This is a genomic window from Micromonospora sp. WMMD754 (assembly GCF_049315235.1).
Taxonomy (GTDB): Bacteria; Actinomycetota; Actinomycetes; order Mycobacteriales; family Micromonosporaceae; genus Micromonospora; species Micromonospora sediminicola.
The window spans coordinates 5,337,247-5,362,869 of the sequence record NZ_CP186058.1 but is presented as its reverse complement, the minus strand read 5'-3'; the positions used below and the strand labels follow the sequence as shown (position 1 = coordinate 5,362,869).

Below are 25,623 nucleotides of genomic sequence, written 5' to 3'. Positions count from 1 at the left end.
CCGGGTGGCCCGTGCCGGGGCGCACGGTCACCCCCGCACGTGCGACCATCCAGCACTGATGAACAGCACCCCCTGGCGCGCGCCGCTGCTGTGGCGCGGCGCGCAGACGCTCGCCCGCGCCGCCGTCGGGCTGGTCGGCCGGCTGGAGGTCACCGGCGACGTGCCGGAGACGCTGCGGCACGGGCCGCTGATCCTGGCGGCCAACCACATCAGTCCGTTCGACCCGGTGGTCCTCGCCGCCGCGTGCCGGGTCCGGCGGGTCGCCCCCCGGATCATGGCCACCGCCGGGCTGTTCCGGGCCCCGCTGATCGGGTCGCTGATGCGCCGCGCCGGGCACATCCGCGTCGACCGGGGCACCGCCGCGGTGCACCGGTCGCTGGAGGTCGCCGCCCACGCGGTGGCCGGCGGCTCCGTGGTGCTGGTCTACCCGGAGGGACGCATCGGCCTCGACCCCGGCATGTGGCCCGAGCGGGGCAAGACCGGCGCGGCGCGGCTCGCGTTCGCCAGCGGCGCCGCCGTCGTCCCGGTCGCCCAGTGGGGCTCGCACGAGGTGCTGCCCTACCGGGCGCCGAAGGGGATGCTGCGCGGCCTGGCCCGGGCGGTGGCCCGGCGGCCCGTGATCCGGGTGCACTTCGGCGCGCCGGTGACGCTGCGCGACCTGCACCCCGCCACGCCCGGCGCGGCCCGCCGCGCCACCGACCGGATCATCGACGCGATCACCGAGGACCTGGTCGCGCTGCGTCCGCAGGAACCCGACCGGCCGCGACACGTCGACCCGGGCCGCCCGGTGGACCCCAGCCGCGCGCACCGCCGCCCCCGGACCGGCTGAAACCCACCCCCGGCGCCCCGGCGAGGTGAGACCGTGGCAGGCGTGAGCGCACCCGTCGTGCTGATCACCGGTACGTCCACCGGCATCGGCCTGGAGACCGCCGTGGGCGCCGCCCGCGCCGGCTGGCGCACCGTGGCCACCCTGCGCGACCCCGACCGCGCCGGTCGGCTGCGCGCCGCCGCCGACGCCGCCGGGGTCGGCGACCTGCTGGAGGTACGCCGGCTCGACGTGGTCGACCAGGCCTCGGTCGCCGCCTGCGTCGCCGACGTGGTGGCCCGCCACGGCCGGCTCGACGCGGTGGTCAACAACGCCGGCGCCGGACACGTCGGCACCCTGGAACAGGAGACCGTCGACGACGTGCGGGCGGTGTTCGAGGTCAACTTCTTCGGCGTCCTGCACGTCACCCGCGCCGCGCTGCCGCACCTGCGCGCCGCGCGCGGGCGGCTGATCACCGTCACCAGCGTCGGCGGCGTGGTCGGCCAACCGTTCAACGAGGCGTACTGCGCGGCCAAGTTCGCCGTCGAGGGGTTCATGGAATCCCTCACGCCGGTGGCGGCCACCGTCGGGGTGAGCGTCAGCGTGGTCGAGCCGGGCGCGGTGGCCAGCGAGTTCGTCGCCAACGTCGGGATCGACCGGGACGCGGCGGTGACCGACGCCGGACCGTACGGGCCGGCCCTGCGGGCGTACCTCGATCGCAGCGCCGCCGCGTTCGCGGCCGCGCAGTCGCCGGCCGAGGCCGCCGCGGCGGTGGTGGCGACGCTGACCGACCCGGAGCCCGCGCCCCGGGTGCAGACCTCGGCCGCCGCCCGGCAGTTCGTCGCGGTCAAACTGGCCGACACCGACGGTCTCGGGGTGACCGCGCTGACCGCCGGCTGGCTGCGGTAGCGGTCAGCCGGCGGCGCGCAGCCGCTCGTCGAGCGCGTCCAGGTCGGGCAGGAACCACACCTGGTCGTGCCGGTTGGACTCGGCCACCAGCGCGCGCAGCGCGCCGCTTCGCGCCAGGTGGGCCGAGATGTCCCCGACCACCACCAGGCGCAGCCGGTAGTTGACGAACTTCTGCATGATCTCGCCGGCGAACCGGGTGCCCAGCGCGAAGAAGCTCGGATCGAACCGGGCCGCGGGCACCGCCACCACCGTGGCGCCGAGGAACGCCGCGCCGATCAGGTCCAGCGCGTCGCGCTCGGTGGCGATCGGCCGGCCGTCCGGGTCGGCGACCAGCACGGTCGCGCCGCCGAGGTCACGCAACTCGTCAGCCACGGTCGGCCCCCTCGCCGGCGAGCAGGCCGTTGTCGCCGCCCAGCACCGCGTCGACCAGCCGCAGCAGGTCGGCGGTGGCGGCCACGTCGCCCAGGATCACGATCTTCATGCGGTGGCGCTCCTCGTCGTGGACCGTCTGCACGCGCAGCGGGCGGTCCGGGTCGTGGTGGGTGTTCACGCCGGCGAGCACCAGCGTGGCGAGTCGGTCGGCGGCGGCCCGGTCGACGCCGTCGAGCTGCACGATGCTCGACACCTCCGCCGCCGGCGCCGGCGACGCCGGGCGGCCGGTCAGCGCGTCCAGGTCGGCGCGGGCGATCCGGTACTGCTTGCCGATGCGCACCGCCCGCAGCCGCCCGGCCCGGATGTAGCCGCGCACCGTGCGTACGTGCAGCCCGAGCAGCTCCGCTACCTGCTCCACCGAGTACATGTCGTTACCCATCGCACCCTATGCTAGCGGCCTGAGGGAACGATAAGTAATTTCATCGCCCGGTCACTGTGCTGCCACCTGGGCCCGGCATACTGCCCGCGTGCAGCCCCGTCACGGCTACCTCGACGCGCCCGCGCCGCTGGCCTTCGCCCACCGTGGCGGCGCGGCCGACGGCGACGAGAACACCGCCGCCGCGTTCGCCCGCGCCGTCGCCCTGGGCTACCGGTACGTGGAGACCGACGTGCACGCCACCGCCGACGGCGTGCCGGTGGTCTTCCACGACCCCACGCTGCGGCGGGTCACCGGCGAGGCGGGGCGCATCGCCGACCTGCGCTGGGCCGACCTCGCCTCGGTACGCGTCGGCGGCGCCGCCCTGGTCCCCCGCCTCGACGACGTCCTCGGCGCCTGGCCGCAGGTGCGGTTCAACGTCGACGTCAAGGCCGACGGCGGCGTCGAGCCGACCGTCGAGGCGGTCACCCGCGCCGGCGCCGCCGACCGGGTGCTGCTGGCCTCGTTCAGCGACGCCCGGCTGACCCGGCTGCGGGCCCTGGCCGGGCCGAAGGTCGCCAGCAGCCTCGGCATGCGCGGCGTGGCCCGGCTGCGGATGGCCTCGTTGCACGGGCGGCCGATGCGCCTGCCCCCGTCCGTGGTCGCCGCCCAGGTCCCGGTCTCCTACGGTGGGATCCCCGTGGTCGACCGCCGTCTGCTGGCCTACTGCCACCGGATCGGGCTGCAGGTGCACGTCTGGACGATCGATGAACCCGCCCAGATGCACCACTTACTTGATCTTGGTGTGGATGGCATCATGACCGATCACGTCGGCGTGCTCCGCGACGTCTACCGCAGCCGCGGCCACTGGGCCGCCTGAGCCCCGAGGACCACCCGATGGCCGATACGGTCACCCCCGCCGTCGCCGAGCCCGCGCGCCCGGGCAGCACCCGCCGCGAGCGCACCGGCTGGTACTTCTACGACTGGGCGAACTCCGCGTTCCAGACCACCGTCATCACGGTCTTCCTCGGGCCGTTCCTGACCACGGTCACCGAGCTGGCCGCCGGCTGCGAGCTGGGCGCGGACAGCTGCGACGGGGTGGTGCACCCGCTCGGCATCCGGGTCGCCGCCGGCTCCTACTACCCGTACCTGATCTCGCTGTCGGTCTTCCTCACCGTGTTCGTGCTGCCCGTGATCGGCGCGATCGCCGACCGCTCCGTGCACAAGAAGCGGCTGCTCGCCGCCGCCGCGTTCACCGGCGCCGGCGCGACCATCGCCTTCGCGCTCGTCACCGGCGAGCGGTACCTGCTCGGCGGCGCGCTGTTCCTGATCGCGAACATCTCCTTCGGCGCCGCCGTGGTCGTCTACAACTCGTTCCTGCCGCAGCTCGGCGGCCCGGACGACCGCGACGGCATCTCCAGCCGCGGCTGGGCCATCGGCTACCTCGGCGGTGGGCTGCTGCTCGCGCTCAACCTGGTCGCGGTCACCATGCTCAGCGAGGAGGGCAACGCGCAGCGCACCCTCGACCTGGCCCGCTGGTCGATCGTCTCGGCCGGCGTGTGGTGGGCGGCGTTCACGCTGCTGCCGCTGCGCTGGCTGCGCGAGCACCCCACCGCCGCCGCGCTGCACGGCGGCGCCAACGTGCTCACCGACGGGTTCCGGCAGCTCGGCCGCACCCTGCGGGAGATCAAGGCGTACCCGCTGACGCTGTTCTTCCTGCTCGCGTTCCTGGTGTTCAACGACGGCATCCAGACCGTCATCACGCTGGCCAGCCAGTACGGCACCGAGGAACTCCGGCTGGAGCAGAGCACCCTGATCGTGACCATCCTGCTGGTGCAGTTCCTCGCCTTCGGCGGCGCGCTCGCCCTGGGCGCCCTCGCCCGGCGCATCGGCGCGTGGAAGACCGTGCTGCTGTCGCTGGTGCTCTGGACCGGCGTGATCATCGCGGCGTTCCGGCTGCCCGCCGAGGCGCCCGTGCCGTTCATGATCCTCGGCGGCTGCATCGGCCTGGTCCTCGGCGGCAGCCAGGCGTTGAGCCGTTCGCTGTTCAGCCAGCTCATCCCCGCCGGCAAGGAGGGCGAGTACTACGGCTTCTACGAGATCAGCGACAAGGGCACCAGCTGGCTCGGCCCGCTCGCCTTCGGCCTGGTCTTCCAGCTGACCTCGTCGTACCGGGTCGGCCTGGTGTCGCTGCTGATCTTCTTCGTGGTCGGGTTCGCGCTGCTGGCCGCCGTGCCGATGCGCCGGGCCATCATCGCGGCCGGCAACACCCCGCCCCGGGTCCTCTGACCCGGACGCCGATCGGTGGATCATCGCCGACCGATGCAGCGGCGTCGATCGGCTAGGCTGCCCCGACGTGACCGACGACGCCGCTGCCGCCCCGACCTGCCTGGCCCGCCCCCTGCCCGGGCCCGGCGACGACCGCGCCGGCGGCTGCGCCGCCGCCCGGGGCGTGGACGGCCGCCCGCTGCACGCCGCCGCGCTGAAGTTCTTCTGGGGCCCGATGGACTGCGGCAAGTCGACGATGGCGCTGCAGATGAACCACAACCACGCCCGGCAGGGCCGCCGCGGCCTGGTCACCACCCGCATCGACCGTTCGCTCGGCCCGCAGGTCACCACCCGCATCGGCCTGGCCCACGAGGCCGTCGAGGTCACCGACGACCTCGACCTGCGCGACCTGGTCCGCGACGCCTGGGCCGAAGGGGTACGGGTCGACTACCTGATCTGCGACGAGGCGTCGTTCTACAACCTGGAGCACGTCGAGCAGATGGCCGAACTGGTCGACAAGTTCGACGTCGACGTCTACGCCTTCGGCCTGGCCACCGACTTCCGCTCCTGCCTCTTCCCGGCCGCGCAGCGGCTGTTCGAACTGGCCGACGAGGTGGCCCGCATCCAGGTCGAGGTGCTCTGCTGGTGCGGGCGCGAGGGCCTGCTCAACGCCCGCGTGGTGTGCGGCGAGGTGGTCCGCGAGGGCGCGCAGGTGGTCATCGGCGACACCGTCGACACCGCCGACGTGCGCTACCAGGTGCTCTGCCGGCGGCACTACCGCTCCGGCGACCTCGGGCCGCGCGCCTGATCAGAAGGGGTCCCCGCACACCCGCCAGCCCCCGTCCTCCGGCACCACCGACAGCTCCCGCTCCTCGCTGCCGCCGCCGTCGCGGTTGATCCGCACCACCACCGTGCCGCGCGGCCGACCGCCCCGGGTCGCCACCGACACGTCGACGATCTCGTAGCCGCTGACCACCGGCGGCGTACGCACCCAGCTGCCGAACCCGACCTGGCTCCACCGGCCGCGCGTCTCCCGGCACAGCCGCTCGTACGCCCGGTCGGTGTCGCCGGCCGCGACGTCGCGGAAGAACCCGTCCGCCGTCTCCCGCACCGGCCCGTCGGCCTGCAGCACCACCTGGGCGTTCCACACCGCCAACCCGGCCACCCCGACCAGGCAGGTGCCCAGCCCGAGCACGGCGACCAGCACACCGGCGCGTACCGGCCGGCGACGCCGGGCCGGCCGATGCCATCCCTGCTCCCTGCCCATCACCACCGACGGTAGGCAACCGGCGACCGGCGCGCAGCCGGTTGCGCCGCTGTCGTACCGCGACGGCGGATCGTCTACCGTCGGCGCACGACCCCTCAAGGAGCGGTGGATGACGCGTGACGGGCGCCCGGAGACGGCCGTGATCGAACTGGACCGGCCGCCCGCGCGACCACGGCTCCGCCCGCCTCGCCGCCGCCCGTGGCGGACCGCGGCGACACTGGCCGGATGCCTGCTGCTGGGCGCCGCCGCCGCGCCGCCGCGCTCCGGGCCGGTCACCGGTCCCCCGCTGCCCGCCCGGGTCGCCCTGCTCGGCGCCGGCGGGCTGCTGCTCGTGGCCGATCCGCCCGCGCTGACCGCGTACGGCCGCGACGGCCGGGTGCGGTGGCGGGGTACGGCTCCCGTCGGCGCCTGGTCCGCGGCGGCCACCGGCGACCTGATCCTGGTCACCGGCCGCGACAGCGCGCGGCAGGTGACCGGCACCTGGGCGTACGCGGTCGGCACCGGAGAGGTGCGCTGGTACCGGCCCGATCGCGTCCGCCCCGCCGGCGACGGCGCGGTGGCGGTGACCGAGGTCCGCAGCGTCGCCGACCCGGGCCAGCGGATCCAGGGCGCGGTGCGCGGCGTCGACCTGGCCACCGGCGTCGACCGGTGGTCGGTGCCGGTGCCGTCGACGGCCGTGCTGGCCACCACGCCCGGCCGGGTCGTCGTGGTGCACGACGACGGGCTGGCCCGGGTGCACGACGTGCGCGACGGCGCCCGGCTCGGCGAGACCCGACTGCCCCCGGCCGGCTACGCCCCGGACAACCCCCTCGTCGTCGGCGACCACCTGGTGCTGCGGCACCCGGCACCGGCCGGCGCCGCCCTCAGCGGCTACGACCTGCCGGCGCTGACCCCACGCTGGCGCCGGCTGCTGCCCGCCGGGGAGACACCCTCCGCGGGCTGCGCCGCGGTGCTCTGCCTGAGCGGCGTGCGGGACCGCCGTGCGCTCGACCCGGCCACCGGTGAGCAGGTGTGGCGCTGGCCCGGCGGCGCCGACTGGCGGGCCGGCGCCGACGACGGCGACCCGTCCCGGCAGGTGCTGCTGCGCCCCGCCCGCGCCGACGGACCCACGCTCGTGGTCACCATCGGCCGCGACGGTCCCCGAGCGGGGCCGGTGCTGCCCCCCGGCACCCGCGACTGTCACCCGGTGGCCGACGCGCTGGCCTGCCGGGGGCCGCACGGCCGGCTGGCGGTGTGGCCGTGGGGATCCGCCGGACGTACCTGACAGCAGGTGACAGGTACCGGCGACACACTGCCGGCATGACGACGCACGCCGACCTCGCGATGGTCAACCTCGACAGCTCCGACCCGGCCGCCCACGCGGCCTTCTACGCCCACGCCCTCGGCTGGGAGATCACCCACAGCGAGACCGAGTACGCCATGATCACCAAGGACGGGACCTCGATCGGCTTCGGACGGGTGCCCGGATACACGCCGCCGGCCTGGCCGGACGAAACCGGCGCCAAGCGCTACCACCTCGACCTCACCGTCGACGACGTGGCGGTCGCGGAGAAGGACCTGGTGGCGGCCGGGGCGACCCGGCCGGAGTTCCAGCCCGGCGGCGAGAACTGGACCGTGCTGCTCGACCCGATCGGGCAGCCGTTCTGCCTGTGCCCCCGACGCTGACCGGTCAGCGCAGCGGGCCGCGGGCGACCGCGGCCCGCATCGCGGCCGGGTCACCGGCCGGAACGTACTCCAGCCACCAGGTGGCGCCCGCCCCCGCCAACTCCGCCAGGTAGGCCCGCTCGGCCCGCTCGTCGGCCCGGCGACGCCGGCCGCCGACCACCACGTCGAACGGCTGCCCGTCGGCCCGGGTCGCCGGCAGCGCGGCGACCAGCTCGGCGACCTCGTCCGGGGTGAAGTCGGACCAGTCGTCGGTGTCGGTCAACTTGTAGGGCACGATGCCGTCGGCCCGGGCGGCACGCCGCAGCACCGCCCCGGCCTGGGTGCTGCCGCCCACCCAGACCGGCACCCGCGGCGACTGCACCGGCGCGGGACGCAGGGCCACGCCCTCGGACCGGTAGTGGGCGCCCCGGTGCGTGACCCGCTCGCCGCTGAGCAACCCGACCAGCAGGTCGAGGCCCTCGTCGAGCATCGCGGCGCGGGTCCGGAGGTCGGTCGGCTCGCCGAACGCGGCCAGGCCCCGGTCGCCGGGGTCGCCGACACCGACCGCGACGCCGGCCCGCCCGCCGCTGAGGTGGTCGAGGGTGAGCACCTCCCGGGCCAGCTTGGCCGGGCGGCGTCGGGGCAGCGCCGTCACCGTGGTGCCCAGCCGCACCCGCTCGGTGCGCCCGGCCACCGCCGCCAGCACCAGCCACGGGTCCCAGGTGGGTGGCTCGTCCCCGGCGTGGTGGATGAGGTAGTCCTCCAGGAACACGCCGTCCCAGCCGGACCGCTCGGCCAGCTCACCGAGCGCCACCAGTTCCGCCACCGTCACCGCGGCGCCGCCGCAGCAGATCTCCAACCCGTGTCGCACGCCGGCACCCTACGGCCCGGGTACGACGCTCACCCGCGGCGGCGGGCGCGGGCCGCCCAGATCGCGTACGCCGGGTCGCGGTCCAGGTTGTGCCGGTCGCGGTCGTAACGGCGGGTGGTGCGCGGGTCGGCGTGGCCCATGGCGTCCTGCACGTCCTCCAGCGGCACCCCCTCGGAGCGGGCCGTGGTGGCGAACGCGTGCCGCAGCGAGTGCGGCGACAACCGCGCCCAGGCGGCGATCCCGGCGGTCTGCGCGAGCCGGCGCACCAGCCGGAACACGGCGTGCCGGTCCAGCCGGCCCCCGGTCGCGGTGACCAGCAGCGGACCGGTCAGCTCCGGCACCGTGACGCCCTGCGCGGCGGCCCGGGCGGCCAGGTAGGCGTCGAGCGCGTACGCCGTGCCGGGGGTGAGCGCGCGGCGACGCGCCTTGCCGCCCTTGCCGACGAAGCGGACGCTGCGGTGGCCGCGTTCGCTGCCCAGGTCGGCCAGGTTCAGCGAGACCAGCTCGCCGACCCGCAGCCCCAGGTCGGCCAGCAGCGCCAGCGCGGCCCGGTTACGGGCGGCGGTCGGGCCGGTGTCGGCGTCGGCGGCCGCGAGCAGCGCGTCGACCTCCTCCGGGCTCAGGCCGACGGTGGCGGAGTGGTCCCGGTCGACCCGGGGGCGGTCCGCCGCCGCGACGGGGTTGGCCGGCACCGCGCCCAGCTTCGCCAGGAAGTCGTACCAGCTGGACAGCGCGGACAGCCGGCGTGCCACGGTGGCCGGGGTCAGCGGCCGGCCGTCGCGGCCCCGAGGGGTGGACTCCAGGTCCCGGCCGTAGGCGTTGACGTCGAGGAAGGTGACCCGCAGCGGGTCCAGCCCGCGCTCGGCGCACCAGGTCAGCCAGCCGGTGACGTCCCGCCGGTACGCGTCGCGGGTGTGCTCGGACAGGCGCCGGTTGCGCAACCACGCCTCGGTGAAGTCGGCCGGACCGCCGGGCAGCGCGGGACGCGCGTGGGACAGCACCTCGGGACGCAGCATGTGAGAAAGGTTCTCAGTCGGCGGGGCGTTTCGCGACGAGGCGCGCCCGGGCGGATTCGCCCCGCGGGTTACCGTCACCGGGTGCGCGCCAGCCGGCTGGTCTCCCTGCTGCTGCTCCTGCAGACCCGGGGGCGGACGACCGCCCAGGAACTCGCCGACGCCCTGGAGGTGTCGGTGCGAACCGTCTACCGCGACATCGAGTCACTCGGCGCCGCGGGCGTGCCGGTGTACGCCGATCGCGGGCCGGCCGGCGGCTACCGCCTGCTGGAGGGCTGGCGTACCCGGCTGACCGGCCTGACCGGGCCGGAGGCCGAGGCGTTGTTCCTCGCCGGCGTGCCCGGGCCGGCGGCGGAGCTGGGTCTGGCGTCGGTGGTGGCCGCCGCGGAGCTGAAGGTGCGCGCCGCGCTGCCCGGGGACCTCGCCGACCGCACCGGCCGGATCCGGCAGCGGTTCCACCTGGACGCCCCCGGCTGGTTCCGGCACCCCGAGCCGGTGCCGCACCTGGAGACGCTGGCCGGCGCGGTGTGGGAGGACCGGCTGGTGCGGCTGCGCTACCGGCGCTGGCGCGCCCCGCGCGAGGTGAGCCGGACGGTCGCCCCGCTGGGCGTGGTGCTCAAGGCGGGCCGGTGGTATCTGGTGGCCCGATGCGGGGAGCAGGTGCGCACCTACCGGGTCGGGGCGGTGCTCGACGCGGTGGTCACCGAGGAGCGCCACGACCGCCCGGACGACTTCGACCTGGCCGCCTACTGGCGGGAGTGGACCGCGCGCTACGAGCGCGACGTCTACCGGGGCGAGGCGCGGATCCGGCTCACCGTGGCCGCGCTGGAGTTCATGCCGTACGTCTTCCCGCCGGAGATGAGCCGGGCGGCCCGGGCGGCGGCCGGCGAACCGGGCCCGGACGGCTGGTTGGAGACCACCGTGCCGATCGAGTCGGCCCGGCACGCCCACGCCGAGCTGCTCAAGCTCGGCGCCGAGGTGGAGGTGCTGTCGCCGGCCGAGCTGCGGGACCGGTTCACCGCCACGGCGCACGCGCTGACCCGGCTCTATCCCGCCGACGCCGAGGCGGGGTCGGCCGGCGCTCCGGCCTCCCCCGCCTCGGCGTGACCCCCGCTCAGGCGGTGGTGAGCTGCCGGTGGCCGTTGCCCTCCGCGGTCGACGTGACGGTGATCCGGCGCGGCTTGGCCCGCTCGGCGATCGGGATGCGCAGCGTCAGCACCCCGTTGTCGTAGCCGGCTTCGAGGCGGTCGGTGTCGAGCGTGTCGCCCAGGAACAGCTGGCGGGTGAAGGTGCCCATCGGGCGCTCGGCGGCGACCAGTTCGACGTTCTCGCCGGTCGGGCGGCGCCGCTCGGCGCGGACGGTCAGCACGTTGCGCTCGACCGTGCAGTCGATGCTGTCCGGGTCCACGCCGGGCAGGTCGAAGGCGGCGTAGAAGTGGTCGCCGTCGCGGTAGGCGTCGAGGTGCATCACGGCCGGCCGGGTGGTGGTGCCGAAGAACTGCTCGGCGATCCGGTCGATCTCGCGGAACGGGTCGGTACGCATCAACATGGCAGTGCCTCCTCGGTTCTCCTGGCCCAAGGTCTCACGTTGAGTCTGGTCGACTCAACTTCCCGATTTCTGTTTTAGCGCGGCGTCGCGGTGTCGTCAACTCGCGCCGGCAGTGACTTCTCGAACCAGTGCTGCGCGTACGGGCCGGAGGTGAAGGCGGGGATCTCGCGGTAGCCGTGCCGGGCGTACAGGGCGCGCGCCTCGACCAGGTCCGAGCGGGTGTCCAGGCGGATCCGGTGCGCCCCCGCGTCGAGCGCGTACGCCTCGGCCGCGGCGAGCAGGACCGCGCCACCGCCGGTGCCGCGGTGCGCCGGGCGCACGTACAGCCGGGTCAACTCCGCCCAGCCCGGCCGCCACCGCAGCCCGGCGCACCCGGCGGGAAGGCCGTCGTGGTGGGCTGTCACCAGCAGGCCGGTGGGCGGGGCCAGGTCGTGGCTGGGCATCTCGGTCAGCGCGGCGTCGACCTCGCCGGGCCGCTCCGGGCGGCCGTACCAGCGGCGGACCATCTCCGCCATGTACTCCCGCAGCAGCACCCGCGCGAGCGGACCGTCGGGCGGGTCGAGGCGGGTGTGCCAGCCGGTCACGGGCCGGTCCGCCAGTAGACGCCGTGTTCGCGGGTGAGCAGCATGTCGTCGACCAGGTAGCGGCGCAGCGTCACGTGGTCGGCCTCGCCGCCGGCGCACCAGGGGCGCAGCGCGTCGTCCACCGCCCGTTCCGGGTAGCGCAGCCCGGGTTCGAAGGTGTGCGTGGTGATGTGTTCCAGCAGCACGCGGCGGCGGCCGCGCTGCGCGGGCAGCCGGGTCAGCGCGCCGTCGCGCAGGAACGTGCGCAGGATCGACTCGCGCCGGTCGGCGGGCGGGGCGGACGGCGTGGCGCCGGAGCGGGCGACGTCGCGCAGCCACCCGTCGTCGATGCGCAGCCCGGAGTCGTCGTCGACGAGCACGCCGGTGTCGGTGAGCCGGCGCACGGCGGTGGCCACGTCGCGGGCGGGCAACCCGGTGCGGGCCACCACGGCGGGTACGTCCCGGGCGCCGAGGACGATCGCGGCGAACACGGCGCGGCGGCGCTCGTCGGCGAGCGCCCCCGCGAGGGCCTGTGCGGTCATGCCCGGCAGCCTGTCAGCACCGGACGCGGACGGCCAGGCGTTTTCGGCCCGCGCGGGGGTGCCCGGCGGCGGTGTCAGGCCGTCACGGTGGTGGCGAAGTCGACGTCGGCGGTGTCGACCGTGCCGGCGGTGCGCCCGGGCGCGCTCTGGAAGCCCCAGTAGAGGTTGGTGTGGGCGATCACCTGCGCGGGCGGGGGCGCGCCGTAGGCGGACAGGTCCTCGGTGGTGTGGGCGTCGGCGACGAGCGTGGCGTCGTAGCCCCGGGTGAACGCGCCGTGCAGCGTGCAGCGCACGCACGCGTCGGTCTGGGCGCCGGTGACGACGAGTCGACCCACGCCGCCGGCGGCGAGCACCTGCTCCAGGTCGGTGTCCTCGAAGGAGTCGCCGTAGGCCTTGTGGACCAACGGCTCGTCGTCGCGGCGGGTCAGCTCCGGCACGATCTGCCACGGCTCGCTGCCGGCGGGCAGGTCGTCGGCGTGGTGCTGCACCCAGACGACCGGAACGCCGGCGGTGCGGGCGCGGTCGACCAGGGCGGCGATGTTGGCGAGCACCCGGTCGCGGTCGTGGGCGTCGCGCACCACGCCGTTCTGCACGTCGATGACGAGCAGGGCGGTGTGCGGGCGGTCGGTGAGCGTGGTCATGGCGGCTCCTTCGACGGCTGCGGTCGGGCTCAACCTAGCCGTGGCCCCCGACATGTCCGGTCGGTCGCTCGGCGGCTGAGTTCACCCGGCGCAGCAGGTCGGCCAGCGTCCGCCGCTCCGCCGCGTCCAGTGTGCCGAGCACCCGGTGTTCCTCGTCGCCGACGACGTCCAGGGCCCGCCGCCAGATGGCCTCGCCGGCCTCGGTGAGCGCCACGTCGACGCGCCGCCGGTCGACCTCGGACGGGATCCGGCGCACGAAGCCACGCCGGACCAGGGCATCCACCCGGGCGGTGATCGAGGCGGGCGCCATCCGCAGCGCGTCGGCGATCTCCGAGGGGGCGGCGCGCCCGCCGCGCCCGGCGAGGACGTGCAGCGTGCCGTACTCCTTCTCCTGCAGGTCGAGGTCGGCCAGGACCCGGTCCTTGACCGCGCGCAGGTGCCGGGTGAGCAGCATCATCCGCACCACCGCGCCCTCCACGTCGGGATCGAGGTCGGGCAGGACGGGCTGCCAGCGCGCCACGTGCTGGTCCACGGAGTCGGGGTCGGTCACGGCAACCACGGTACGTCGAACCCGAAATATTCGTTGTCGAAATATTCGACGTCGAAGTAGTCTTCGGCGGTGACGCATCCCCTCCGGCTCCGCGCCTTCCGTCTGCTCTTCCTCGGCCGTACGGTGTCCGCCCTCGGCGACGCCGTGGTCCCCACCGCGCTCGCGCTCGCCGTGCTGCGGGCCACCGGCTCGACCGCCGCGCTGGCCCTGGTGCTCGGCTGCGCCATGGTGCCCCGGCTGCTGCTGCTCCCGCTCGGCGGCGTGGTCGCCGACCGGTTCGCCGCCCGCCGCGTCGCGCTCGCCACCGACCTGATCCGCGGCGCCGCCCAACTGGTCGTCGGCGTCGAACTGCTCGGCGGCGCGCCGACCCTCGCCCACCTCGCCGTGGCCTCCGCCGTCGGCGGGATCGCCTCCGCCTTCGCCATGCCCACCGCGTCCCCGCTGGTCGCCGGCGTCGTCGGCGCCGAGGGACGGCAGCGGGCCAACGCCCTGCTCGGCGCCACCACCAACGCCAGCCGGCTCGCCGGCCCGGCCCTGGCCGGCCTGCTGGTCTGGACCGCCGGCCCCGGCTGGGCGTTCGTCATCGACGCCGCCTCGTTCGGCGTCAGCGCCGTGCTGCTGGCCGCCATCCAGGTCCGGCACGTGCCGGTCGAGCACCGCTCGCTGCGCGCCGACCTGGTCCTCGGGTGGCGGGAGGTCCGTGCCCGCGACTGGTACTGGAGCAGCCTGGTCGCCCACGCCGTCTGGAACGGGGCCGCCGCCGTGCTGCTCACCGTCGGCCCGGCCGTCGCCGTCACCCGGCTCGGCGGCGAGGGCGTCTGGGTGCTGCTGCAACAGGCCGGGGCCGTCGGGCTGCTGGTCGGTTCGCTGCTGGCCACCCGCGCCCGCCCCCGCCGCCCGGTGCTGGTGGGCAACCTGGCGCTGGCCACGTACGCGGCGCCGCTGCTGTTGCTCGCCGTGGCCGCGCCCGCCGCGCTGACCGTGGCCGCCTACTGCCTGGCGCTGAGCGCCCTGGGCTTCCTCAACCCGGTCTGGGAGACCGTGGTCCAGGCCCGCTTCCCCACCCAGGTGCTGGCCCGGGTCACCTCCTACGACTGGCTCATGTCGCTGGGCGCCATGCCCCTCGGCTACGCCCTCGCGCCGCTCGCCGCGTCAACCTGGGGCGCCTCGACGCCCCTCGCGGTCGCCGGGGTGCTCGTGCTGCTCGCCTGCGCCGGCACCGCCGCCGTGCCCGGCGTACGCCGGGTGGGCTGGACCGTCGCCGCCGCGCCGGCCCAGCCGGAGCCGGCGCGGCGGTGACCCGGTTGGCTCAGAGCCGGTGCCCGGTGGTGGCGTCGACGCTGTCGGGGACGGCGTCGTGCCGGTCCCCCACGCTGGACGTGCCGGACGGCTCGAACATCAGGATCGAGGCGCCGTCCGGCGCGTACGGCCGGTGCTCCACCCCGCGCGGCACCACGAACACCGCGCCGCGCGGCAGCGTCACCTCCCGCTGCGCCCCGTCCGCGCCGTCGCGCAGGGCGATGCGCAGCTCCCCGTCGAGCACCAGGAAGAACTCGTCGGTGTGGTCGTGGGCGTGCCAGACGTGCTCACCGGCCACCTTCGCGACCCGGACGTCGTAGTCGTTGACCGTGGTCACGATCCGCGGACTCCACAGCTGGTCGAAGCGCGCCAGGGCGGCGGCCAGCTCGATCGGCTCAGGGTTCATCCGACCATCCTCGCGCACCGGCGGCGGTCACAGGGGACGGTGCATGACGTGCAGGCCCACCCGCCCCCGCGTCGGGTGGGCGAACGACTCCGGCACGGTGCCGATCACGGTGAAGCCCAACCGCCGGTACAGCGCCACGGCCGCCGCGTTGGTCTCCACCACGGCGTTGAACTGCATCGCGGCGAAACCCTGCCGGCGGGCCCAGTCCAACGCCTCCTCGCACAGCGCCCGGCCCACGCCGCGACCCCGCGCACCGGCGGCCACCATGAAACTCGCGGTCGCCACGTGCGAGCCCGGCCCGGGCCGGTTCGCGCCCATCTTGGCGGTGCCGAGCACGGCGCCGTCGTCGTCCACCGCCACCGAGGTACGCCCCGGCGGGCGTTCCACCCACACCTCGTGGGCCACCTCGGCCGGCCAGGCCGGGTCGTAGGGGAACGTGTCCCCGGCGGTGACGACGTCGGAGAAGATCGGCCAGACCTGGCCCCAGTCGGCGTCGGTGTAGTCACGGATGCGCACGGCGGGCACGCTAGTCGGGACCCGACCGTCCGGCCACCGGATTCCGCCCACCCGGCCGAGGCCGGCGGGACGACGTCGGACCGCCCCGCCGGGCCATCATGGGCGGGTGGCCGAATCAGTCGCCGACGTCGATCGCCGCGAGGCCGCCACGCCCGCCGGGCCGCCGCCGCCCGGGCCACGCACGGCGGTCCCGTGGCTGGTCGGCGCGGCCCTCACCGTCGTCCTGCTGCTGCTCGCCGGCCGCTACGGCTACCACCGCGACGAGCTCTACTTCCTGCTGTGCGGCCGGCACCTCGACTGGGGCTACGTCGACCAGGGGCCGCTCGTGCCCGCCCTGGCCCGGCTGGCCGACACCGTCGCGCCGGGCAACCTGGTGCTGCTGCGCACCCCGTCGGCGGTCATCGGCGGCGCCGCGGTGGTGCTGGTCGCCGCGACCGCCCGGGAGTTCGGCGCCGGCCGGGTCGCCCAGTCGGCGGCGGCGGTGCTCGCCGCCGCCTCGGGCATCGTCCTGGCCGGCGGGCACCTGCTCAGCACCACCAGCGTCGACCTGCTGGTGTGGCTCGTCGCCGCGTTCTGCGTGGCCCGGATGCTGCGCACCGGCGACACCCGCTGGGCGCTCGGCGCCGGGCTCGCCCTCGGCGTGGGAATGCTCAACAAGCCACTGCCCGCCCTGCTCGGCGTCGGCCTGGTCGCCGGCGTCGTGATCGCCGGGCCGCGTCGCCTGCTGCGGGACCGGTGGGTCCTGGCCGGGGCGGTGATCGCCGTGCTGCTCGCCGTGCCGTACGGGGCGTGGCAGGCCGCGCACGGCTTCCCGCAGCTCTCCGTCGCCTCGGCCATCGCCGACGGCGGCAGCTCCTACAGCGGTCGGCTCGACGCGCTCGTGCTGCACCTGCTCATCATCAGCCCGTTCGCCGTCCCGGTCTGGGTGGCCGGGCTGGTGGCGCTGCTGCGCCGCCCGGCCTGGTCGGCGTACCGGGCGTTCGGCTGGGCGTGGCTGGTGGTGGTCGCGGTCGTCGTGCTGGCCGGCGGCAAGGGCTACTACGACGCGCCGCTGCTGCTGGTGCTCACCGCCGCCGGCGTGACACCCACCCTCGACTGGGCGCGGCGCGGCGCCGCCCGGGCCCGCCAGACGGCGCTCGCCACCGCCGCCGTGCTGATGGCGGCCAGCAGCGCGGTGCTGCTGCTGCCCACGCTGCCGGCCGACCGGCTGCCCGGTTTCGTCGTCGCGGCCAACTACGACGCCGGCGAGACCATCGGGTGGCCGGAGTTCGCGGACTCCGTCGCCGCCGTGCACCGGGGCCTGCCTCCCGCCGAACGCGACCGGGCGGTCGTGCTCACCGCCAACTACGGCGAGGCCGGCGCGCTGGCCCGCTACGGCCCGGCGCGTGGCCTGCCCCGCGCGTACTCCGGGCACAACAGCATGGTCACGTTCGGCCGGCCGCCCGACGGCGCCGACGTGGTGATCGCCGTCGGCTGGTCCCGACCCGACCGGCTGCGCGCCTGGTTCACCGAGGTCACCGAGGCCGGCCGGGTCGACCAGCGGGTCGACGTCGACAACGAGGAGAACGGCGGGCCGATCTTCGTCGCCCGCGGTCCGCGCCGCCCCTGGTCGCAGATCTGGGACAGCGAGGTCCGGCACGCCTCCTGAGGCCGGCGGGCCATACTTGTCGCCATGCTCTGGGGTGTCAGCGGGCCGCTCTTCCTCCTCGACTACCTGGGCGCGGTCGCCGTGGCCGCCGCGATCGCCCTGGCCGTACGGGAACTGACCGGCCGGCGGGCCGCCGGCGCGACGCCCGACCGGGTCGAACTGGCCTACCTCACCGACCGCGCGCTGCTGGCCTGCCAGGTGGGGATCGCCGCGCTGCGCCGCGCCGGCGGGGTGAGCACTGGCGAACTCGCCACCCTGCGCGCCGACGGCCCCCCACCGGCCCGGCCACCCGGTCTGGTCCGCGCCCTGCACACCGGGCTGCGCCGACCGCAGACCTGGGCCGCCGTCCTCGCCGACCCGGACGTCGGTCGGGCGCTGCGCCGGATGGTCGGCCGGCTGGTCCGCGACGGTTGGCTGCTCACCCGCGCCCAACGCCGCCGGATCGCGTTGGGCACCCTGCCGCTGTTCGCGGTCGCCGCCGTCGGCGTGACCCGGCTCGTCGACAGCGCCGTCGAGGGACGCTCCGCCGGCGGCCCCGCGTCGGTCGCCGGGCTGCTGCTGTGCTGCCTGGCCACCACGCTGGGCGGCTGGTGGCTGACCGAGGTGCCGGAGACCGGCGCCGCCGCCCGCCGCCTGCTGCGCCGGCTCCGACGCGAGCACACCGATCTCGACCCCGAACGCCGCCCCACCTGGCAGGGACGGGACACCGACGCGCTGCTGACCGCCATGGCGCTGTTCGGTCCCCGCCCGCTGCTCGCCGTCGACCCGGCCTTCGCCGTCCAGGTCGGCGTCGACCCGGACCGCGGCCGACCCCGCCCGGAGCCGAAACCCGCCCGCCGCTGAGCCCTCGACGGGCGGCGGCGACGCCGATGCGGCAGAGTGGCCCCACGACCGCGAGCAGGAGGTGACCGTGGACGGCCCGACCGGGGTGGTGTTCCCCGCGACCGCCGACGGCCGGCGCAGCACGACCGCGCTGGGACGCGCCGTGGTCGCCGACGCGCTGCGCGCGGTCGACCCGATCGGCGCGCGCTCCGCCGAGCACGAGACCGACTGGCGGCGGGGCTACGTCGGCCACTTCCGTCGACTGGTCGAGGCCGGCCTGCTCTCCCGCGACGCCGCGCTCACCGTCGCCCGCGACGGCCTCGCCGCGCTGCACACCCGCATGCGGTACGCCCCGCCGGACGGCGGCCCCGAGACCACGCCGGCCGAGGCGTTCGCGTCGGACGACCGGGAGTCGCCGCTGCGGACCGCCACGGTCACCGGCGCCGGGCCGGTGGAGCGGGAGCTGTCCCTGCCGTACCGGGGGCGACGCCTGCGCGGCGACGACCTGCGCCGCCGGCTCGACGCGTGGGTCGACGCCGGGGTCATCGAGCCCAGCTGCGCCGAGGCGGTCGGCCGGGTGCTGGCCAACCCGGACTGGCTGGACCTGCGCGACCAACGGATCGTGGTGCTCGGCGCCGGCGCCGAGATGGGCCCGCTGCCCTCGGTGCTGCGCTGGGGCGGCGACGTCGTCGCGGTCGACCTGCCCCGCCCGGAGATCTGGCGCCGCGTCCTGCACACCGCCCGCCGCCACGGCGGCCGGCTGCACCTGCCCGTGCCGCCGGACACCGGGGACGACGACGCGGCACTGACCGCCGCCGCCGGGGCGGACCTGCTGCACCGCCTCCCGCAGGCCGCCCGCTGGCTCGCCGGGCTCGACGGCCGGCTCGTGCTGGGCAACTACGTCTACGCCGACGGCGCCACCAACGTCCGGGTGGCCACCGCCGTCGACGCGCTCACCGTCGAGCTGACCCGGCAGCGTCCGGACGCCGCGCTGGCGTTCCTGGCCACCCCCACCGACGTGTACGCGGTCCCCGGCGACGCGGTCGCCCACGCCGAGCGCGGGTACGCCGCCCGTGGCCCGGCCCGACGGACCCTGCGGCTGATCTCCGGCGGCCGGCTGCTGCACCGCAACTACCCGCCCGGCGCCGACCCGGGCATCAACGACAGCCTGGTGCCCCAGCAGGGGCCGAACTACGCGTTGGCCAAGCGGCTGCAACGCTGGCGCGCGGCGGTGGCCCGCGACGCCGGCGCCACGGTGTCGTTCACCGTCGCGCCGCCCACCCGCACCCGGTCGGTGCTGCGCAACCGCGCGCTCGCCGCCGCGTACGCCGGGGCGCACCGCTTCGGTGTCGAGGTGTTCGAGCCGGCCACCAGCAACACCCTGATGGCCGCGCTGCTCGTGCACGACCTGCGCACCGGCGGTGGACCGGCGCAGGAGCACCCGTGGCGGGACGAAACGTACGCGGCGGCACACGGCGGACTGTGGCGCGTGCCGTACGCCCCGCGGAGCGCGCTCGGCCTGGCGGTGCTGCTGGGCCTCGGCGGGGCCCGGACCTGAGCGGGTTTCCTTGTCTTGGGCGCCGGGAAGGCTCCGGTATGGCCGAGACATTCGTGAGCGAAGACCTGAAGACGCTGCAGTCGATGGCGCGCGGGGCCGGGATTCCGGATGCCGAGCGTCTGTCCCACGACGACCTGGTGGAGGTGTTGCGCCGGGCCGGGCTGGCCGACGGCAGCCAGGACGACTGGCCGGACCAGCCGATCGAGGATCCGGCGCACCTCGCCGGGCTGCCCCGCAGCTCGCTGCGGCAGGGTGACGAGAGCACCGGCGGTCGTGCCGCCGAGGAGGCGATCGGCGCCCGGCCCGGCGAGTCCGGCACCGAGATCGACGACCGCACCGAACGCTGACCGTACCGGCGAGCCGCCCCCGTCACGGGGGCGGCTCGCGTCGGTGAACCGGACGGTCCTGGCCTGCCTATGCTCAGCGCATGCTGTCCCAGGTGACCGGGCTGTCCCGACACTTCACCCAGGAGTCCCTGCGCGCCTACCTGCTGGCGCGGTCGGAGCGCACGCCCGGCGGTTGCCTCCTGGTGCGCGGCTACGGCAGCCGGCGCGGGGTTCACCAGAAGGTGGCCGGGCGCGCGTGGGCGCACGTCGCGGCGTACGTGGTCTTCGTCGGCGGTTACCGACCGGAGCTGGAGGTGGGTCACGACTGCGGCGTGCCCGACTGCATCGAGCCGACCCACCTGCGTCAGCTCAGCCACGCCGACAACTGCCGCCAGCGGCAGCAGCCGCCGATGTGCCGCAACGGGCACCCGCGGGAGGTCGACCCCGGAACCGGCCGGTTGCGGAGGGTGTGCCGACGCTGCAACAGCGACGCGCAGCGGCGGTGGCGCGAGCGACGCGCGGCCGAGGTGGCCGACGCCCGGGCGGGCTACCGGCCCTGAGCCGAAGCGGTCGTCAACGGAGCCGACCGCCTCGCCGTAGGTGATCGAAGATGACCTGGTCCACCGGGGAGACGCGATGACGGTCGGCGTAGCCGAGCCAGGCGATCTCCTCGATCTCGTTCGCCGGCCGGAGGGTGCCCCGGTAGTGAGCGGTGTAGCAGCGCATCCGCACCACGGTGCCGTACGGGTGCCCGTGCGCCTGCGCCTCGAAGACACCCACCGGCGAGGCGCTGCGGGGGTCGACGACGACGCTCATCTCCTCCCGGATCTCGCGGACGAGCGTGTCGAGGTCGCTCTCGCCCGCCTCCCGCTTGCCGCCCGGCAGGTAGTAGACGTCCTTGCCGCGTGAGCGCGAACTGAGGATCACGCCGCTCTCCAGCCGGATCCACGCGACCTTGTCGATGACGGTCACGGCGCCCTCCCGGTGGTGGCTGACTCGTCGAAGACGTCCGGATCGGCCACTGCTTCCCGGAGGCGGCTCAGCCACTCGATGCCGAGTCTGCGGCCGTCGGGGAACTGGTCGTCGCGATCCCAGCGCCACGCGGTGACCATCGCCAGCACCAGAACCCGGCTGTCGCGGAGCACCTGAGGATCGACGTCCGGGTAGTGGTCTCCGACGCCGGGGGGAGCGTGGGCCAGGTCGAACTCGATCGGTCCCCGACAGCACGTCTCGAAGTCGATGAAGAGTGGTCCGGTGCGGGTCGAGAGCAGGTTTCCCGGATGAGGTTCGCCGTGCAGGAGCTGCTCGGGCCGGCCGCTCCCGCTGACCGCTTCCCGCATGCGGCTCAACGTGCTGGCGAGGAGGAGCCGGTCCGCGTCAGCCAGTTGCGGCGTCCGGGTGTGGTCGGCCACCAGCGTCTGGGCCGCGGAGACCCGGTCGGTGAAACGCGGGGTGGCCAGGTCGATGACACGCATTCCGGCGTGCAGGCGTTCGAGCGCGCCGGCGTAGTCCCGGTCCGGGATCGGCGGGGTGGGCACCGGTTCGTAGTAGGTCCAGAAGGTGACCACGTGGTCGTCCCGGGCAAGGACCTCGGGCGATTCCAGCGCGGCCACCGGGCTCCCGACCTCGGCCAACCGCCGCGCGACCTCCACTTCGAACTGGGCCGGTGCGCGGCGGCCGGGGCCACCCGGGCGAGCACGTCGCAGGGCCGCAGGCGCAGGGTGAGCACGTTGGAGTTGTGCAGGACGACGGCGTCGTGGGCGGTCAGGCCGAGCGAGGACGCGCTCGACATGGCGGCCCGTGTCGCCTGCCGAGTCTCGTCTGTCCGCACCGGAGCACCGTAGTTCAGGCCTCGGCGCGGGGCAGCCGCATTTCGCCGCGTGCCTGCCGTCGACGTCGGCCAGGCGACACCAGCGCGAATCCTTACGCACAAGAACTGTCATTATGATGCACCGTCCTTTCGTCCGTTATGTCGGTGCCAATTAACGGATTGCCGTTACCGGTAATCCGTTAATTGAGACGTGGGTCGCCGGTAAAGCGCTTGAGGCATGCCTCGGCCCTCGCTTACGGTCGCCGCGACCCCGCACCCCTGAGGACAGAGGACGAACCCGCGTGACCCCGCCCGCTCTCTGAACCTGACACGCCTTCCACCCACCCCGAGCCGACGCTCCCCCGTCGGCTCCGCCGGGCTGCCTCCACGCGCCCGGTCACACGGCGATCGAGGCCGCGTCATCGGCCTCGTGTCAGGTCTACAGAGATCAGGTTTCCCGTCCTCATGTCTTCATCACCCCATATCGTGCTGCCCTGGTTCGTCCGCCGGACCAGGCTTCCGCTGCTGTCACTGCGCTGTGTGGACTGCCGATCGGAGTCCGCCACCACCGGCGACGGCCGGTTCCGGGTCAACGCCAACGGCAAACTGCTCGACGTCTGGTTGCTGGTCCGGTGCGTCTCGTGCGACCGGACCAGCAAGCTGACCGTGCACGAGCGGGCGCCGGTCAGCTCGCTCGACCCGGTCACGCTCCACGGCTACCACCTCAACGACCCGGTCCTGGTCGCCGCCACACTGGTCGACCCGGCGCTGGCCCGGCGCGGTCGTTTCACGTTGGACTGGACCGGCGTCTGGCGTCTGGACACCCCGACCGAACGGCCCGCCGAGGCGTGGCCGCTGCGGGTCGAGGTCACCTTCGAGGATCCGGTGCCGGTGCGCCCGGATCGGCTCATCGCCCACGGGTTGGGCCTCAGCCGCCACGAGGTGCTGCGCCGGGTCAAGGGCGACGTGCCGCTGCGCCGCCCGAGAAGCACCGACTTCACCTTCACCGTGCTGGCCGAGGGTTAGCGACGCGCCGGTCGTGGCGGGCACCCCGCCCGCCGCGACCGGCGCGTGGGCGACACTTGCGGAGTGACGACGACGATCGTGCCGATGACCTGTGCTCATCCGGCGTTCGACCGCACCGCTGCCCTGTTCGACGCCTACCGGGTGCACTACGGCCTACCGTCATCTCCCGAGACGACCCGCTCCTGGCTGCACGACCAGCTCGCACAGCACCGGATCTCCGCTGCTGCCGCCATCCAGGCCGATCAGGTCTGCGGTTTCGTCACGGCCATGGTCATGCCCGCATCGCTCATGCTGGGCACCGCATGGTCGATCCGTGACCTGTACGTGGCCCCGCGCCATCGCCGTAGCGGTATCGCGCACGCACTCCTGCAGCACGTCATCCGCAGTGCGCGCGCTGCCGGTGCCTCTCGCCTGTCGCTGCAGACCGAGACCGACAACGTCCCGGCCCTGACGCTCTACACCCGGGCCGGCTTCCGGCCCGTCACCGGCCTGGAACTCCTCAATCTCCGCCTCGACCCCACCCCGGAAGATCCAGGAGACACGACCTAGGCTGGTCCCGTCGATGCGGATCCATCTCGGGAGGCACGATGGCGGATCGGGCACGGGAGGTCGTCGAGCGGATCCTGCGCGCCGGCCGGAAGGGCGACGTCGGGGCGTTCGTGGAGCTGATGGCCCCGGAAGGCTACATCGAGTGGCCGTTCCGCCCCGCCGGTGTGCCCGGCCGGGTGCGGGGGCGGGCCGAGGTCCGCCGGCACCTAATCGAGACGGCCGGCACCCTGATCACGTTCGACGAGTACCGCGACGTGGTGATCCACGAGACGCTCGACCCCGAGGTGGTCGTCGTGGAGTACGAGGCCGTCGGCAGCGTGGTCGCCACCGCAGAGCCGTTCGAGCAGACGGTGATCGCCGTGTTCCGCGTGCAGGACGGACTCGTCGTGTCCTACCGCGACTACATCAACCCGCTGCCGCTGATGCAGGCGCTGGCAGGCGGCGCGGGAAACCGCTGAGGCGAACGACGGAAAGGCCGGGTCCATGGGACACGACGACCAGCTCCGACACTCCTCGTCGTTCGGCGCGGCGGCGACCGCGTACGCCGAACACCGCCCGGACTACGCGCGCGACGCGGTGCGGTGGGCGCTCGCACACGCGCCCGGCCCGCGGGTGCTCGACCTCGGCGCCGGCACCGGCAAGCTCACCGCCGGACTGCGCGCGGCCGGCGTCGACGTCAGCGCGGTCGAACCCGATCCGGCGATGCTGGCCGAGCTGCGCCGCGCGGTGCCGGACGTCCGCGCGCTGCCGGGCAGCGCCGAGGCGATCCCACTGCCGGACGCGTCCGTCGACGCCGTGCTGGCCGGCAACGCGATGCACTGGTTCGACATGGCCGTCGCCGGTCCGGAGATCGCCCGGGTGCTCGCGCCCGGCGGCACCCTGGCGGGGCTGTGGAACGTGCTGGACGACCGGGTGGACTGGGTCGCCGAGTTGGCGCGGGTCAGCGGGAGCGCCGCCGTCGGCCCCCGGGACACGCCCGCCTCCTGGCGCGTCGAGACGGCGCGGATGCACGTCCCGACCAACGGCGCCGCAGCCCGGTTCGAACGGCCGGAGCAGGCCGAATTCCCGCATGGACAGCGTCGCACCGCCGACTCCCTGGTGGCGACGCTGGCCACCCGCGCCGGGATGCTGGTCATGCCGGCGGAGGAACGCGACGCCACGCTCGGTCGGATCCGCGCGTTCCTGGCGAGCCGCCCGGAGACCGCGGCCGGCGAGTTCACGCTTCCGATGCTGACCTGCGTGCTCCGCGTGCGGCGGTGCTGAACCCACGCGGATGTGGACGACATCAGGCGGCAGCCTCCTGGGAGCGCAGGACCGGGTGGCGCTCCTCCCAGGCGTGCCGCACCCCCCGGGGAAGGTAGAGCTGGGGCCAGAGTCGGACGAGGGTGGGGCCGTGCAACCAGGTGCGTAGTTCGTCGGATCGGACGGCTTCGGTGAGCACGGTCTCGTACATCCAGGTCAACAGGCCCGGCCGGTCGAGGTCGACGTGCCGGTCAGGCTGCCAGAACAGGCGGTGGGGCAGCTCGACGACGCCGGTGGTCGGGCCTCTCAACTCGCCGAGATCAGCGACCACGGCGGGCCGTCGTCCCGGCCGCGCCTCGTGCGGTCGACGCGAGCTGCGGACGAAACCGCTCGGATCCATGTCCCCAGAATAGGCCCTGGTGACCTGCGTTCGGGCCACGCCGGGCGCGGCCGGTCAGGAATCGGCGTGCCACACGGTTGTGCGGCGGCGCCCGGTCAGCTGGCGCCACCAGCGCCAGCTGCGGCGGGGACGCGCCGCGGGTCGACCGGTGTCCTGCGGCTCCACCGTCGCGGGCGCCGACCGCTCGGCCGCGACGCGTTCCCGGTCGGCCCGCCACCGGCGCACCGCCTCGTCGACGTTGACCGGGCGGACCACCACCCGCGGCCCGGTCGGGGTGCGCAGCCAGGCCACCACCTCGGTGTTGAGCGCGGCCACGTACGACCGCACGCCCTCCTCGGTGGGCAGGTCGCGCAGCTCGGCCGGCAGCTGCTCGATGCGGCGGCGCAACTGCAACGGCGTGGGCAGCATCAGGTCGGACGGGATCTGTTCGCGCTCCATGAAGCTGCGGATCCACCAGCCCTCGTCGTAGGGCAGGTCCCGGCCCGGGATCGGCTTGCCCGCGCCCGGCAGGTTGTCGAACTCGCCGCGCTCCTGGGCCGAGCGGATCTGCGCCTCGACCGCGGCCTCCCAGCCTGTCGTCACCGCCGTCACCTCCCGTACCCACCGTATCCG

34 protein-coding genes are annotated in these 25,623 nt (G+C 75.1%); 18 read left to right on the top strand and 16 right to left on the bottom strand.

The features are described from left to right. Positions 1 to 58 precede the first annotated feature (58 nt). Together ACN27B_RS25115 and ACN27B_RS25110 are read left to right on the top strand one after the other, a co-directional pair. On the top strand, positions 59 to 829 hold the full coding sequence (locus tag ACN27B_RS25115; RefSeq protein ID WP_099160962.1) for a lysophospholipid acyltransferase family protein: 771 nt from the start codon (positions 59 to 61) through the stop codon (positions 827 to 829). A 42-nt stretch (positions 830 to 871) separates the two neighbouring features. Continuing rightward, on the top strand, positions 872 to 1,714 hold the full coding sequence (locus ACN27B_RS25110; protein ID WP_357630141.1) for an SDR family NAD(P)-dependent oxidoreductase: 843 nt from the start codon (positions 872 to 874) through the stop codon (positions 1,712 to 1,714). A gap of 3 nt (positions 1,715 to 1,717) precedes the next feature. Here ACN27B_RS25110 and ACN27B_RS25105 read toward each other — a convergent pair whose 3' ends face one another. Continuing rightward, positions 1,718 to 2,086 carry a DUF4180 domain-containing protein gene (locus ACN27B_RS25105; protein WP_422741702.1) on the bottom strand — a complete coding sequence of 123 codons (369 nt, stop codon included), beginning with the start codon at positions 2,084 to 2,086 and terminating at the stop codon, positions 1,718 to 1,720. Then, entirely contained in the window at positions 2,079 to 2,525 is a 447-nt protein-coding gene (locus tag ACN27B_RS25100; RefSeq protein WP_253866443.1) for a helix-turn-helix domain-containing protein, read from the bottom strand. The genes ACN27B_RS25105 and ACN27B_RS25100 overlap by 8 nt, the downstream gene beginning before the upstream one ends. A gap of 88 nt (positions 2,526 to 2,613) precedes the next feature. Between ACN27B_RS25100 and ACN27B_RS25095 the strand changes: the two genes are divergently transcribed. The 3 genes from ACN27B_RS25095 to ACN27B_RS25085 all read left to right on the top strand — a co-directional run bounded on the left by ACN27B_RS25095 (position 2,614) and on the right by ACN27B_RS25085 (position 5,577). Then, positions 2,614 to 3,381: a glycerophosphodiester phosphodiesterase family protein gene (locus ACN27B_RS25095; protein ID WP_099160965.1), complete on the top strand. Its 768-nt coding sequence runs from the start codon at positions 2,614 to 2,616 to the stop codon at positions 3,379 to 3,381. A gap of 17 nt (positions 3,382 to 3,398) precedes the next feature. Then, positions 3,399 to 4,790, top strand: coding sequence for an MFS transporter (locus tag ACN27B_RS25090; RefSeq protein WP_422741701.1), 1,392 nt, complete (start codon positions 3,399 to 3,401; stop codon positions 4,788 to 4,790). 67 nt (positions 4,791 to 4,857) lie between these two features. Then, positions 4,858 to 5,577 carry a thymidine kinase gene (locus tag ACN27B_RS25085; RefSeq protein ID WP_099160967.1) on the top strand — a complete coding sequence of 240 codons (720 nt, stop codon included), beginning with the start codon at positions 4,858 to 4,860 and terminating at the stop codon, positions 5,575 to 5,577. Here ACN27B_RS25085 and ACN27B_RS25080 read toward each other — a convergent pair whose 3' ends face one another. Continuing rightward, positions 5,578 to 6,036, bottom strand: coding sequence for a hypothetical protein (locus ACN27B_RS25080; RefSeq protein WP_099160968.1), 459 nt, complete (start codon positions 6,034 to 6,036; stop codon positions 5,578 to 5,580). It abuts the gene before it with no gap. Positions 6,037 to 6,145: 109 nt separating this feature from the next. Between ACN27B_RS25080 and ACN27B_RS25075 the strand changes: the two genes are divergently transcribed. Together ACN27B_RS25075 and ACN27B_RS25070 are read left to right on the top strand one after the other, a co-directional pair. After that, positions 6,146 to 7,300: a PQQ-binding-like beta-propeller repeat protein gene (locus ACN27B_RS25075; protein ID WP_422741700.1), complete on the top strand. Its 1,155-nt coding sequence runs from the start codon at positions 6,146 to 6,148 to the stop codon at positions 7,298 to 7,300. A gap of 35 nt (positions 7,301 to 7,335) precedes the next feature. Continuing rightward, a complete protein-coding gene (locus tag ACN27B_RS25070) occupies positions 7,336 to 7,701 on the top strand; it encodes a VOC family protein (RefSeq protein ID WP_396822720.1) in 366 nt (121 codons plus the stop codon). 4 nt (positions 7,702 to 7,705) lie between these two features. Here the strand turns inward: ACN27B_RS25070 and ACN27B_RS25065 are convergent, their stop codons facing one another. Both ACN27B_RS25065 and ACN27B_RS25060 read right to left on the bottom strand, forming a co-directional pair. Further along, entirely contained in the window at positions 7,706 to 8,551 is an 846-nt protein-coding gene (locus ACN27B_RS25065; RefSeq protein WP_422741699.1) for an LLM class flavin-dependent oxidoreductase, read from the bottom strand. A 29-nt stretch (positions 8,552 to 8,580) separates the two neighbouring features. Next, positions 8,581 to 9,567 (bottom strand): tyrosine-type recombinase/integrase, encoded by a 987-nt coding sequence (locus ACN27B_RS25060; protein ID WP_396822722.1) that lies wholly within the window; start codon positions 9,565 to 9,567, stop codon positions 8,581 to 8,583. Positions 9,568 to 9,648: 81 nt separating this feature from the next. Between ACN27B_RS25060 and ACN27B_RS25055 the strand changes: the two genes are divergently transcribed. Next, a complete protein-coding gene (locus ACN27B_RS25055; protein WP_355526687.1) occupies positions 9,649 to 10,671 on the top strand; it encodes a helix-turn-helix transcriptional regulator in 1,023 nt (340 codons plus the stop codon). A gap of 7 nt (positions 10,672 to 10,678) precedes the next feature. On the opposite strand, the gene ACN27B_RS25050 is transcribed toward ACN27B_RS25055, so the two are convergent. The 5 genes from ACN27B_RS25050 to ACN27B_RS25030 form a co-directional block, all read right to left on the bottom strand. Continuing rightward, positions 10,679 to 11,113 (bottom strand): Hsp20/alpha crystallin family protein, encoded by a 435-nt coding sequence (locus ACN27B_RS25050; protein ID WP_099160974.1) that lies wholly within the window; start codon positions 11,111 to 11,113, stop codon positions 10,679 to 10,681. A gap of 74 nt (positions 11,114 to 11,187) precedes the next feature. Next, positions 11,188 to 11,697 carry a GNAT family N-acetyltransferase gene (locus tag ACN27B_RS25045; RefSeq protein WP_422741698.1) on the bottom strand — a complete coding sequence of 170 codons (510 nt, stop codon included), beginning with the start codon at positions 11,695 to 11,697 and terminating at the stop codon, positions 11,188 to 11,190. Further along, on the bottom strand, positions 11,694 to 12,218 hold the full coding sequence (locus tag ACN27B_RS25040) for a DUF2087 domain-containing protein (RefSeq protein WP_099160975.1): 525 nt from the start codon (positions 12,216 to 12,218) through the stop codon (positions 11,694 to 11,696). The genes ACN27B_RS25045 and ACN27B_RS25040 overlap by 4 nt, the downstream gene beginning before the upstream one ends. A 74-nt stretch (positions 12,219 to 12,292) precedes the next feature. Next, positions 12,293 to 12,859, bottom strand: a complete 567-nt coding sequence (locus tag ACN27B_RS25035; protein ID WP_422741697.1) for a cysteine hydrolase family protein — start codon at positions 12,857 to 12,859, stop codon at positions 12,293 to 12,295. 34 nt (positions 12,860 to 12,893) lie between these two features. After that, positions 12,894 to 13,409: a MarR family winged helix-turn-helix transcriptional regulator gene (locus ACN27B_RS25030; RefSeq protein ID WP_216642334.1), complete on the bottom strand. Its 516-nt coding sequence runs from the start codon at positions 13,407 to 13,409 to the stop codon at positions 12,894 to 12,896. Positions 13,410 to 13,478: 69 nt separating this feature from the next. Between ACN27B_RS25030 and ACN27B_RS25025 the strand changes: the two genes are divergently transcribed. After that, positions 13,479 to 14,708, top strand: a complete 1,230-nt coding sequence (locus tag ACN27B_RS25025) for an MFS transporter (RefSeq protein WP_422741696.1) — start codon at positions 13,479 to 13,481, stop codon at positions 14,706 to 14,708. 10 nt (positions 14,709 to 14,718) lie between these two features. On the opposite strand, the gene ACN27B_RS25020 is transcribed toward ACN27B_RS25025, so the two are convergent. Beyond that, the gene (locus ACN27B_RS25020) at positions 14,719 to 15,114 is read right to left on the bottom strand and encodes a cupin domain-containing protein (RefSeq protein WP_099160979.1); all 396 of its coding nucleotides are present in this window, start codon (positions 15,112 to 15,114) and stop codon (positions 14,719 to 14,721) included. Positions 15,115 to 15,141: 27 nt separating this feature from the next. Beyond that, positions 15,142 to 15,630, bottom strand: a complete 489-nt coding sequence (locus ACN27B_RS25015) for a GNAT family N-acetyltransferase (RefSeq protein ID WP_422741695.1) — start codon at positions 15,628 to 15,630, stop codon at positions 15,142 to 15,144. Positions 15,631 to 15,736: 106 nt separating this feature from the next. On the opposite strand from ACN27B_RS25015, the gene ACN27B_RS25010 reads away from it, so the two are divergent. The 5 genes from ACN27B_RS25010 (at position 15,737) to ACN27B_RS24990 (ending at position 20,544) form a co-directional block, all read left to right on the top strand. Beyond that, complete coding sequence (locus tag ACN27B_RS25010; RefSeq protein ID WP_422741694.1) at positions 15,737 to 17,278, top strand: ArnT family glycosyltransferase; 1,542 nt, start codon at positions 15,737 to 15,739, stop codon at positions 17,276 to 17,278. 24 nt (positions 17,279 to 17,302) lie between these two features. After that, positions 17,303 to 18,121, top strand: a complete 819-nt coding sequence (locus ACN27B_RS25005; protein WP_422741693.1) for a TIGR04222 domain-containing membrane protein — start codon at positions 17,303 to 17,305, stop codon at positions 18,119 to 18,121. A 67-nt stretch (positions 18,122 to 18,188) separates the two neighbouring features. Beyond that, on the top strand, positions 18,189 to 19,658 hold the full coding sequence (locus ACN27B_RS25000; RefSeq protein WP_422741692.1) for a hypothetical protein: 1,470 nt from the start codon (positions 18,189 to 18,191) through the stop codon (positions 19,656 to 19,658). 38 nt (positions 19,659 to 19,696) lie between these two features. Further along, positions 19,697 to 20,005, top strand: coding sequence for a hypothetical protein (locus tag ACN27B_RS24995; protein ID WP_091574451.1), 309 nt, complete (start codon positions 19,697 to 19,699; stop codon positions 20,003 to 20,005). A gap of 80 nt (positions 20,006 to 20,085) precedes the next feature. Next, positions 20,086 to 20,544, top strand: a complete 459-nt coding sequence (locus ACN27B_RS24990) for an HNH endonuclease (RefSeq protein WP_422741691.1) — start codon at positions 20,086 to 20,088, stop codon at positions 20,542 to 20,544. Positions 20,545 to 20,557: 13 nt separating this feature from the next. Here the strand turns inward: ACN27B_RS24990 and ACN27B_RS24985 are convergent, their stop codons facing one another. Next, positions 20,558 to 20,956, bottom strand: a complete 399-nt coding sequence (locus ACN27B_RS24985) for an NUDIX hydrolase (RefSeq protein ID WP_422741690.1) — start codon at positions 20,954 to 20,956, stop codon at positions 20,558 to 20,560. Next, positions 20,953 to 21,927: a phosphotransferase gene (locus ACN27B_RS24980; RefSeq protein WP_422741689.1), complete on the bottom strand. Its 975-nt coding sequence runs from the start codon at positions 21,925 to 21,927 to the stop codon at positions 20,953 to 20,955. The genes ACN27B_RS24985 and ACN27B_RS24980 overlap by 4 nt, the downstream gene beginning before the upstream one ends. 353 nt (positions 21,928 to 22,280) lie before the next feature. Between ACN27B_RS24980 and ACN27B_RS24975 the strand changes: the two genes are divergently transcribed. The 4 genes from ACN27B_RS24975 to ACN27B_RS24960 all read left to right on the top strand — a co-directional run bounded on the left by ACN27B_RS24975 (position 22,281) and on the right by ACN27B_RS24960 (position 24,632). Then, positions 22,281 to 22,820: a DUF1062 domain-containing protein gene (locus ACN27B_RS24975; RefSeq protein WP_253866448.1), complete on the top strand. Its 540-nt coding sequence runs from the start codon at positions 22,281 to 22,283 to the stop codon at positions 22,818 to 22,820. Between the two features lie 63 nt (positions 22,821 to 22,883). Continuing rightward, positions 22,884 to 23,369 carry a GNAT family N-acetyltransferase gene (locus tag ACN27B_RS24970; protein WP_422741688.1) on the top strand — a complete coding sequence of 162 codons (486 nt, stop codon included), beginning with the start codon at positions 22,884 to 22,886 and terminating at the stop codon, positions 23,367 to 23,369. Between the two features lie 38 nt (positions 23,370 to 23,407). Then, positions 23,408 to 23,827 carry a nuclear transport factor 2 family protein gene (locus tag ACN27B_RS24965; RefSeq protein ID WP_422741687.1) on the top strand — a complete coding sequence of 140 codons (420 nt, stop codon included), beginning with the start codon at positions 23,408 to 23,410 and terminating at the stop codon, positions 23,825 to 23,827. A gap of 25 nt (positions 23,828 to 23,852) precedes the next feature. Further along, entirely contained in the window at positions 23,853 to 24,632 is a 780-nt protein-coding gene (locus tag ACN27B_RS24960) for a class I SAM-dependent methyltransferase (protein ID WP_422741686.1), read from the top strand. A gap of 22 nt (positions 24,633 to 24,654) precedes the next feature. Here ACN27B_RS24960 and ACN27B_RS24955 read toward each other — a convergent pair whose 3' ends face one another. Next, positions 24,655 to 25,011, bottom strand: coding sequence for a hypothetical protein (locus tag ACN27B_RS24955; RefSeq protein WP_422741685.1), 357 nt, complete (start codon positions 25,009 to 25,011; stop codon positions 24,655 to 24,657). A gap of 54 nt (positions 25,012 to 25,065) precedes the next feature. Next, complete coding sequence (locus ACN27B_RS24950; RefSeq protein WP_422741684.1) at positions 25,066 to 25,593, bottom strand: DUF1992 domain-containing protein; 528 nt, start codon at positions 25,591 to 25,593, stop codon at positions 25,066 to 25,068. Positions 25,594 to 25,623: the final 30 nt, after the last annotated feature.

Excerpts from the sequence above, each read along its gene's own strand:
- ACN27B_RS25050 (WP_099160974.1), bottom strand. The coding sequence starts at position 11,113 with ATGTTGATGCGTACCGACCCGTTCCGCGAGATCGACCGGATCGCCGAG.
- ACN27B_RS25090 (WP_422741701.1), top strand. The coding sequence starts at position 3,399 with ATGGCCGATACGGTCACCCCCGCCGTCGCCGAGCCCGCGCGCCCGGGC.
- ACN27B_RS24955 (WP_422741685.1), bottom strand. The coding sequence starts at position 25,011 with ATGGATCCGAGCGGTTTCGTCCGCAGCTCGCGTCGACCGCACGAGGCG.
- ACN27B_RS24980 (WP_422741689.1), bottom strand. The coding sequence starts at position 21,927 with ATGACAGTTCTTGTGCGTAAGGATTCGCGCTGGTGTCGCCTGGCCGAC.
- ACN27B_RS25070 (WP_396822720.1), top strand. The coding sequence starts at position 7,336 with ATGACGACGCACGCCGACCTCGCGATGGTCAACCTCGACAGCTCCGAC.
- ACN27B_RS24965 (WP_422741687.1), top strand. The coding sequence starts at position 23,408 with ATGGCGGATCGGGCACGGGAGGTCGTCGAGCGGATCCTGCGCGCCGGC.
- ACN27B_RS24990 (WP_422741691.1), top strand. The coding sequence starts at position 20,086 with ATGCTGTCCCAGGTGACCGGGCTGTCCCGACACTTCACCCAGGAGTCC.
- ACN27B_RS25075 (WP_422741700.1), top strand. The coding sequence starts at position 6,146 with ATGACGCGTGACGGGCGCCCGGAGACGGCCGTGATCGAACTGGACCGG.
- ACN27B_RS25080 (WP_099160968.1), bottom strand. The coding sequence starts at position 6,036 with ATGGGCAGGGAGCAGGGATGGCATCGGCCGGCCCGGCGTCGCCGGCCG.
- ACN27B_RS25060 (WP_396822722.1), bottom strand. The coding sequence starts at position 9,567 with ATGCTGCGTCCCGAGGTGCTGTCCCACGCGCGTCCCGCGCTGCCCGGC.
- ACN27B_RS24960 (WP_422741686.1), top strand. The coding sequence starts at position 23,853 with ATGGGACACGACGACCAGCTCCGACACTCCTCGTCGTTCGGCGCGGCG.
- ACN27B_RS25040 (WP_099160975.1), bottom strand. The coding sequence starts at position 12,218 with ATGACCGCACAGGCCCTCGCGGGGGCGCTCGCCGACGAGCGCCGCCGC.
- ACN27B_RS25005 (WP_422741693.1), top strand. The coding sequence starts at position 17,303 with ATGCTCTGGGGTGTCAGCGGGCCGCTCTTCCTCCTCGACTACCTGGGC.
- ACN27B_RS24995 (WP_091574451.1), top strand. The coding sequence starts at position 19,697 with ATGGCCGAGACATTCGTGAGCGAAGACCTGAAGACGCTGCAGTCGATG.
- ACN27B_RS25020 (WP_099160979.1), bottom strand. The coding sequence starts at position 15,114 with ATGAACCCTGAGCCGATCGAGCTGGCCGCCGCCCTGGCGCGCTTCGAC.
- ACN27B_RS25115 (WP_099160962.1), top strand. The coding sequence starts at position 59 with ATGAACAGCACCCCCTGGCGCGCGCCGCTGCTGTGGCGCGGCGCGCAG.
- ACN27B_RS25035 (WP_422741697.1), bottom strand. The coding sequence starts at position 12,859 with ATGACCACGCTCACCGACCGCCCGCACACCGCCCTGCTCGTCATCGAC.
- ACN27B_RS25100 (WP_253866443.1), bottom strand. The coding sequence starts at position 2,525 with ATGGGTAACGACATGTACTCGGTGGAGCAGGTAGCGGAGCTGCTCGGG.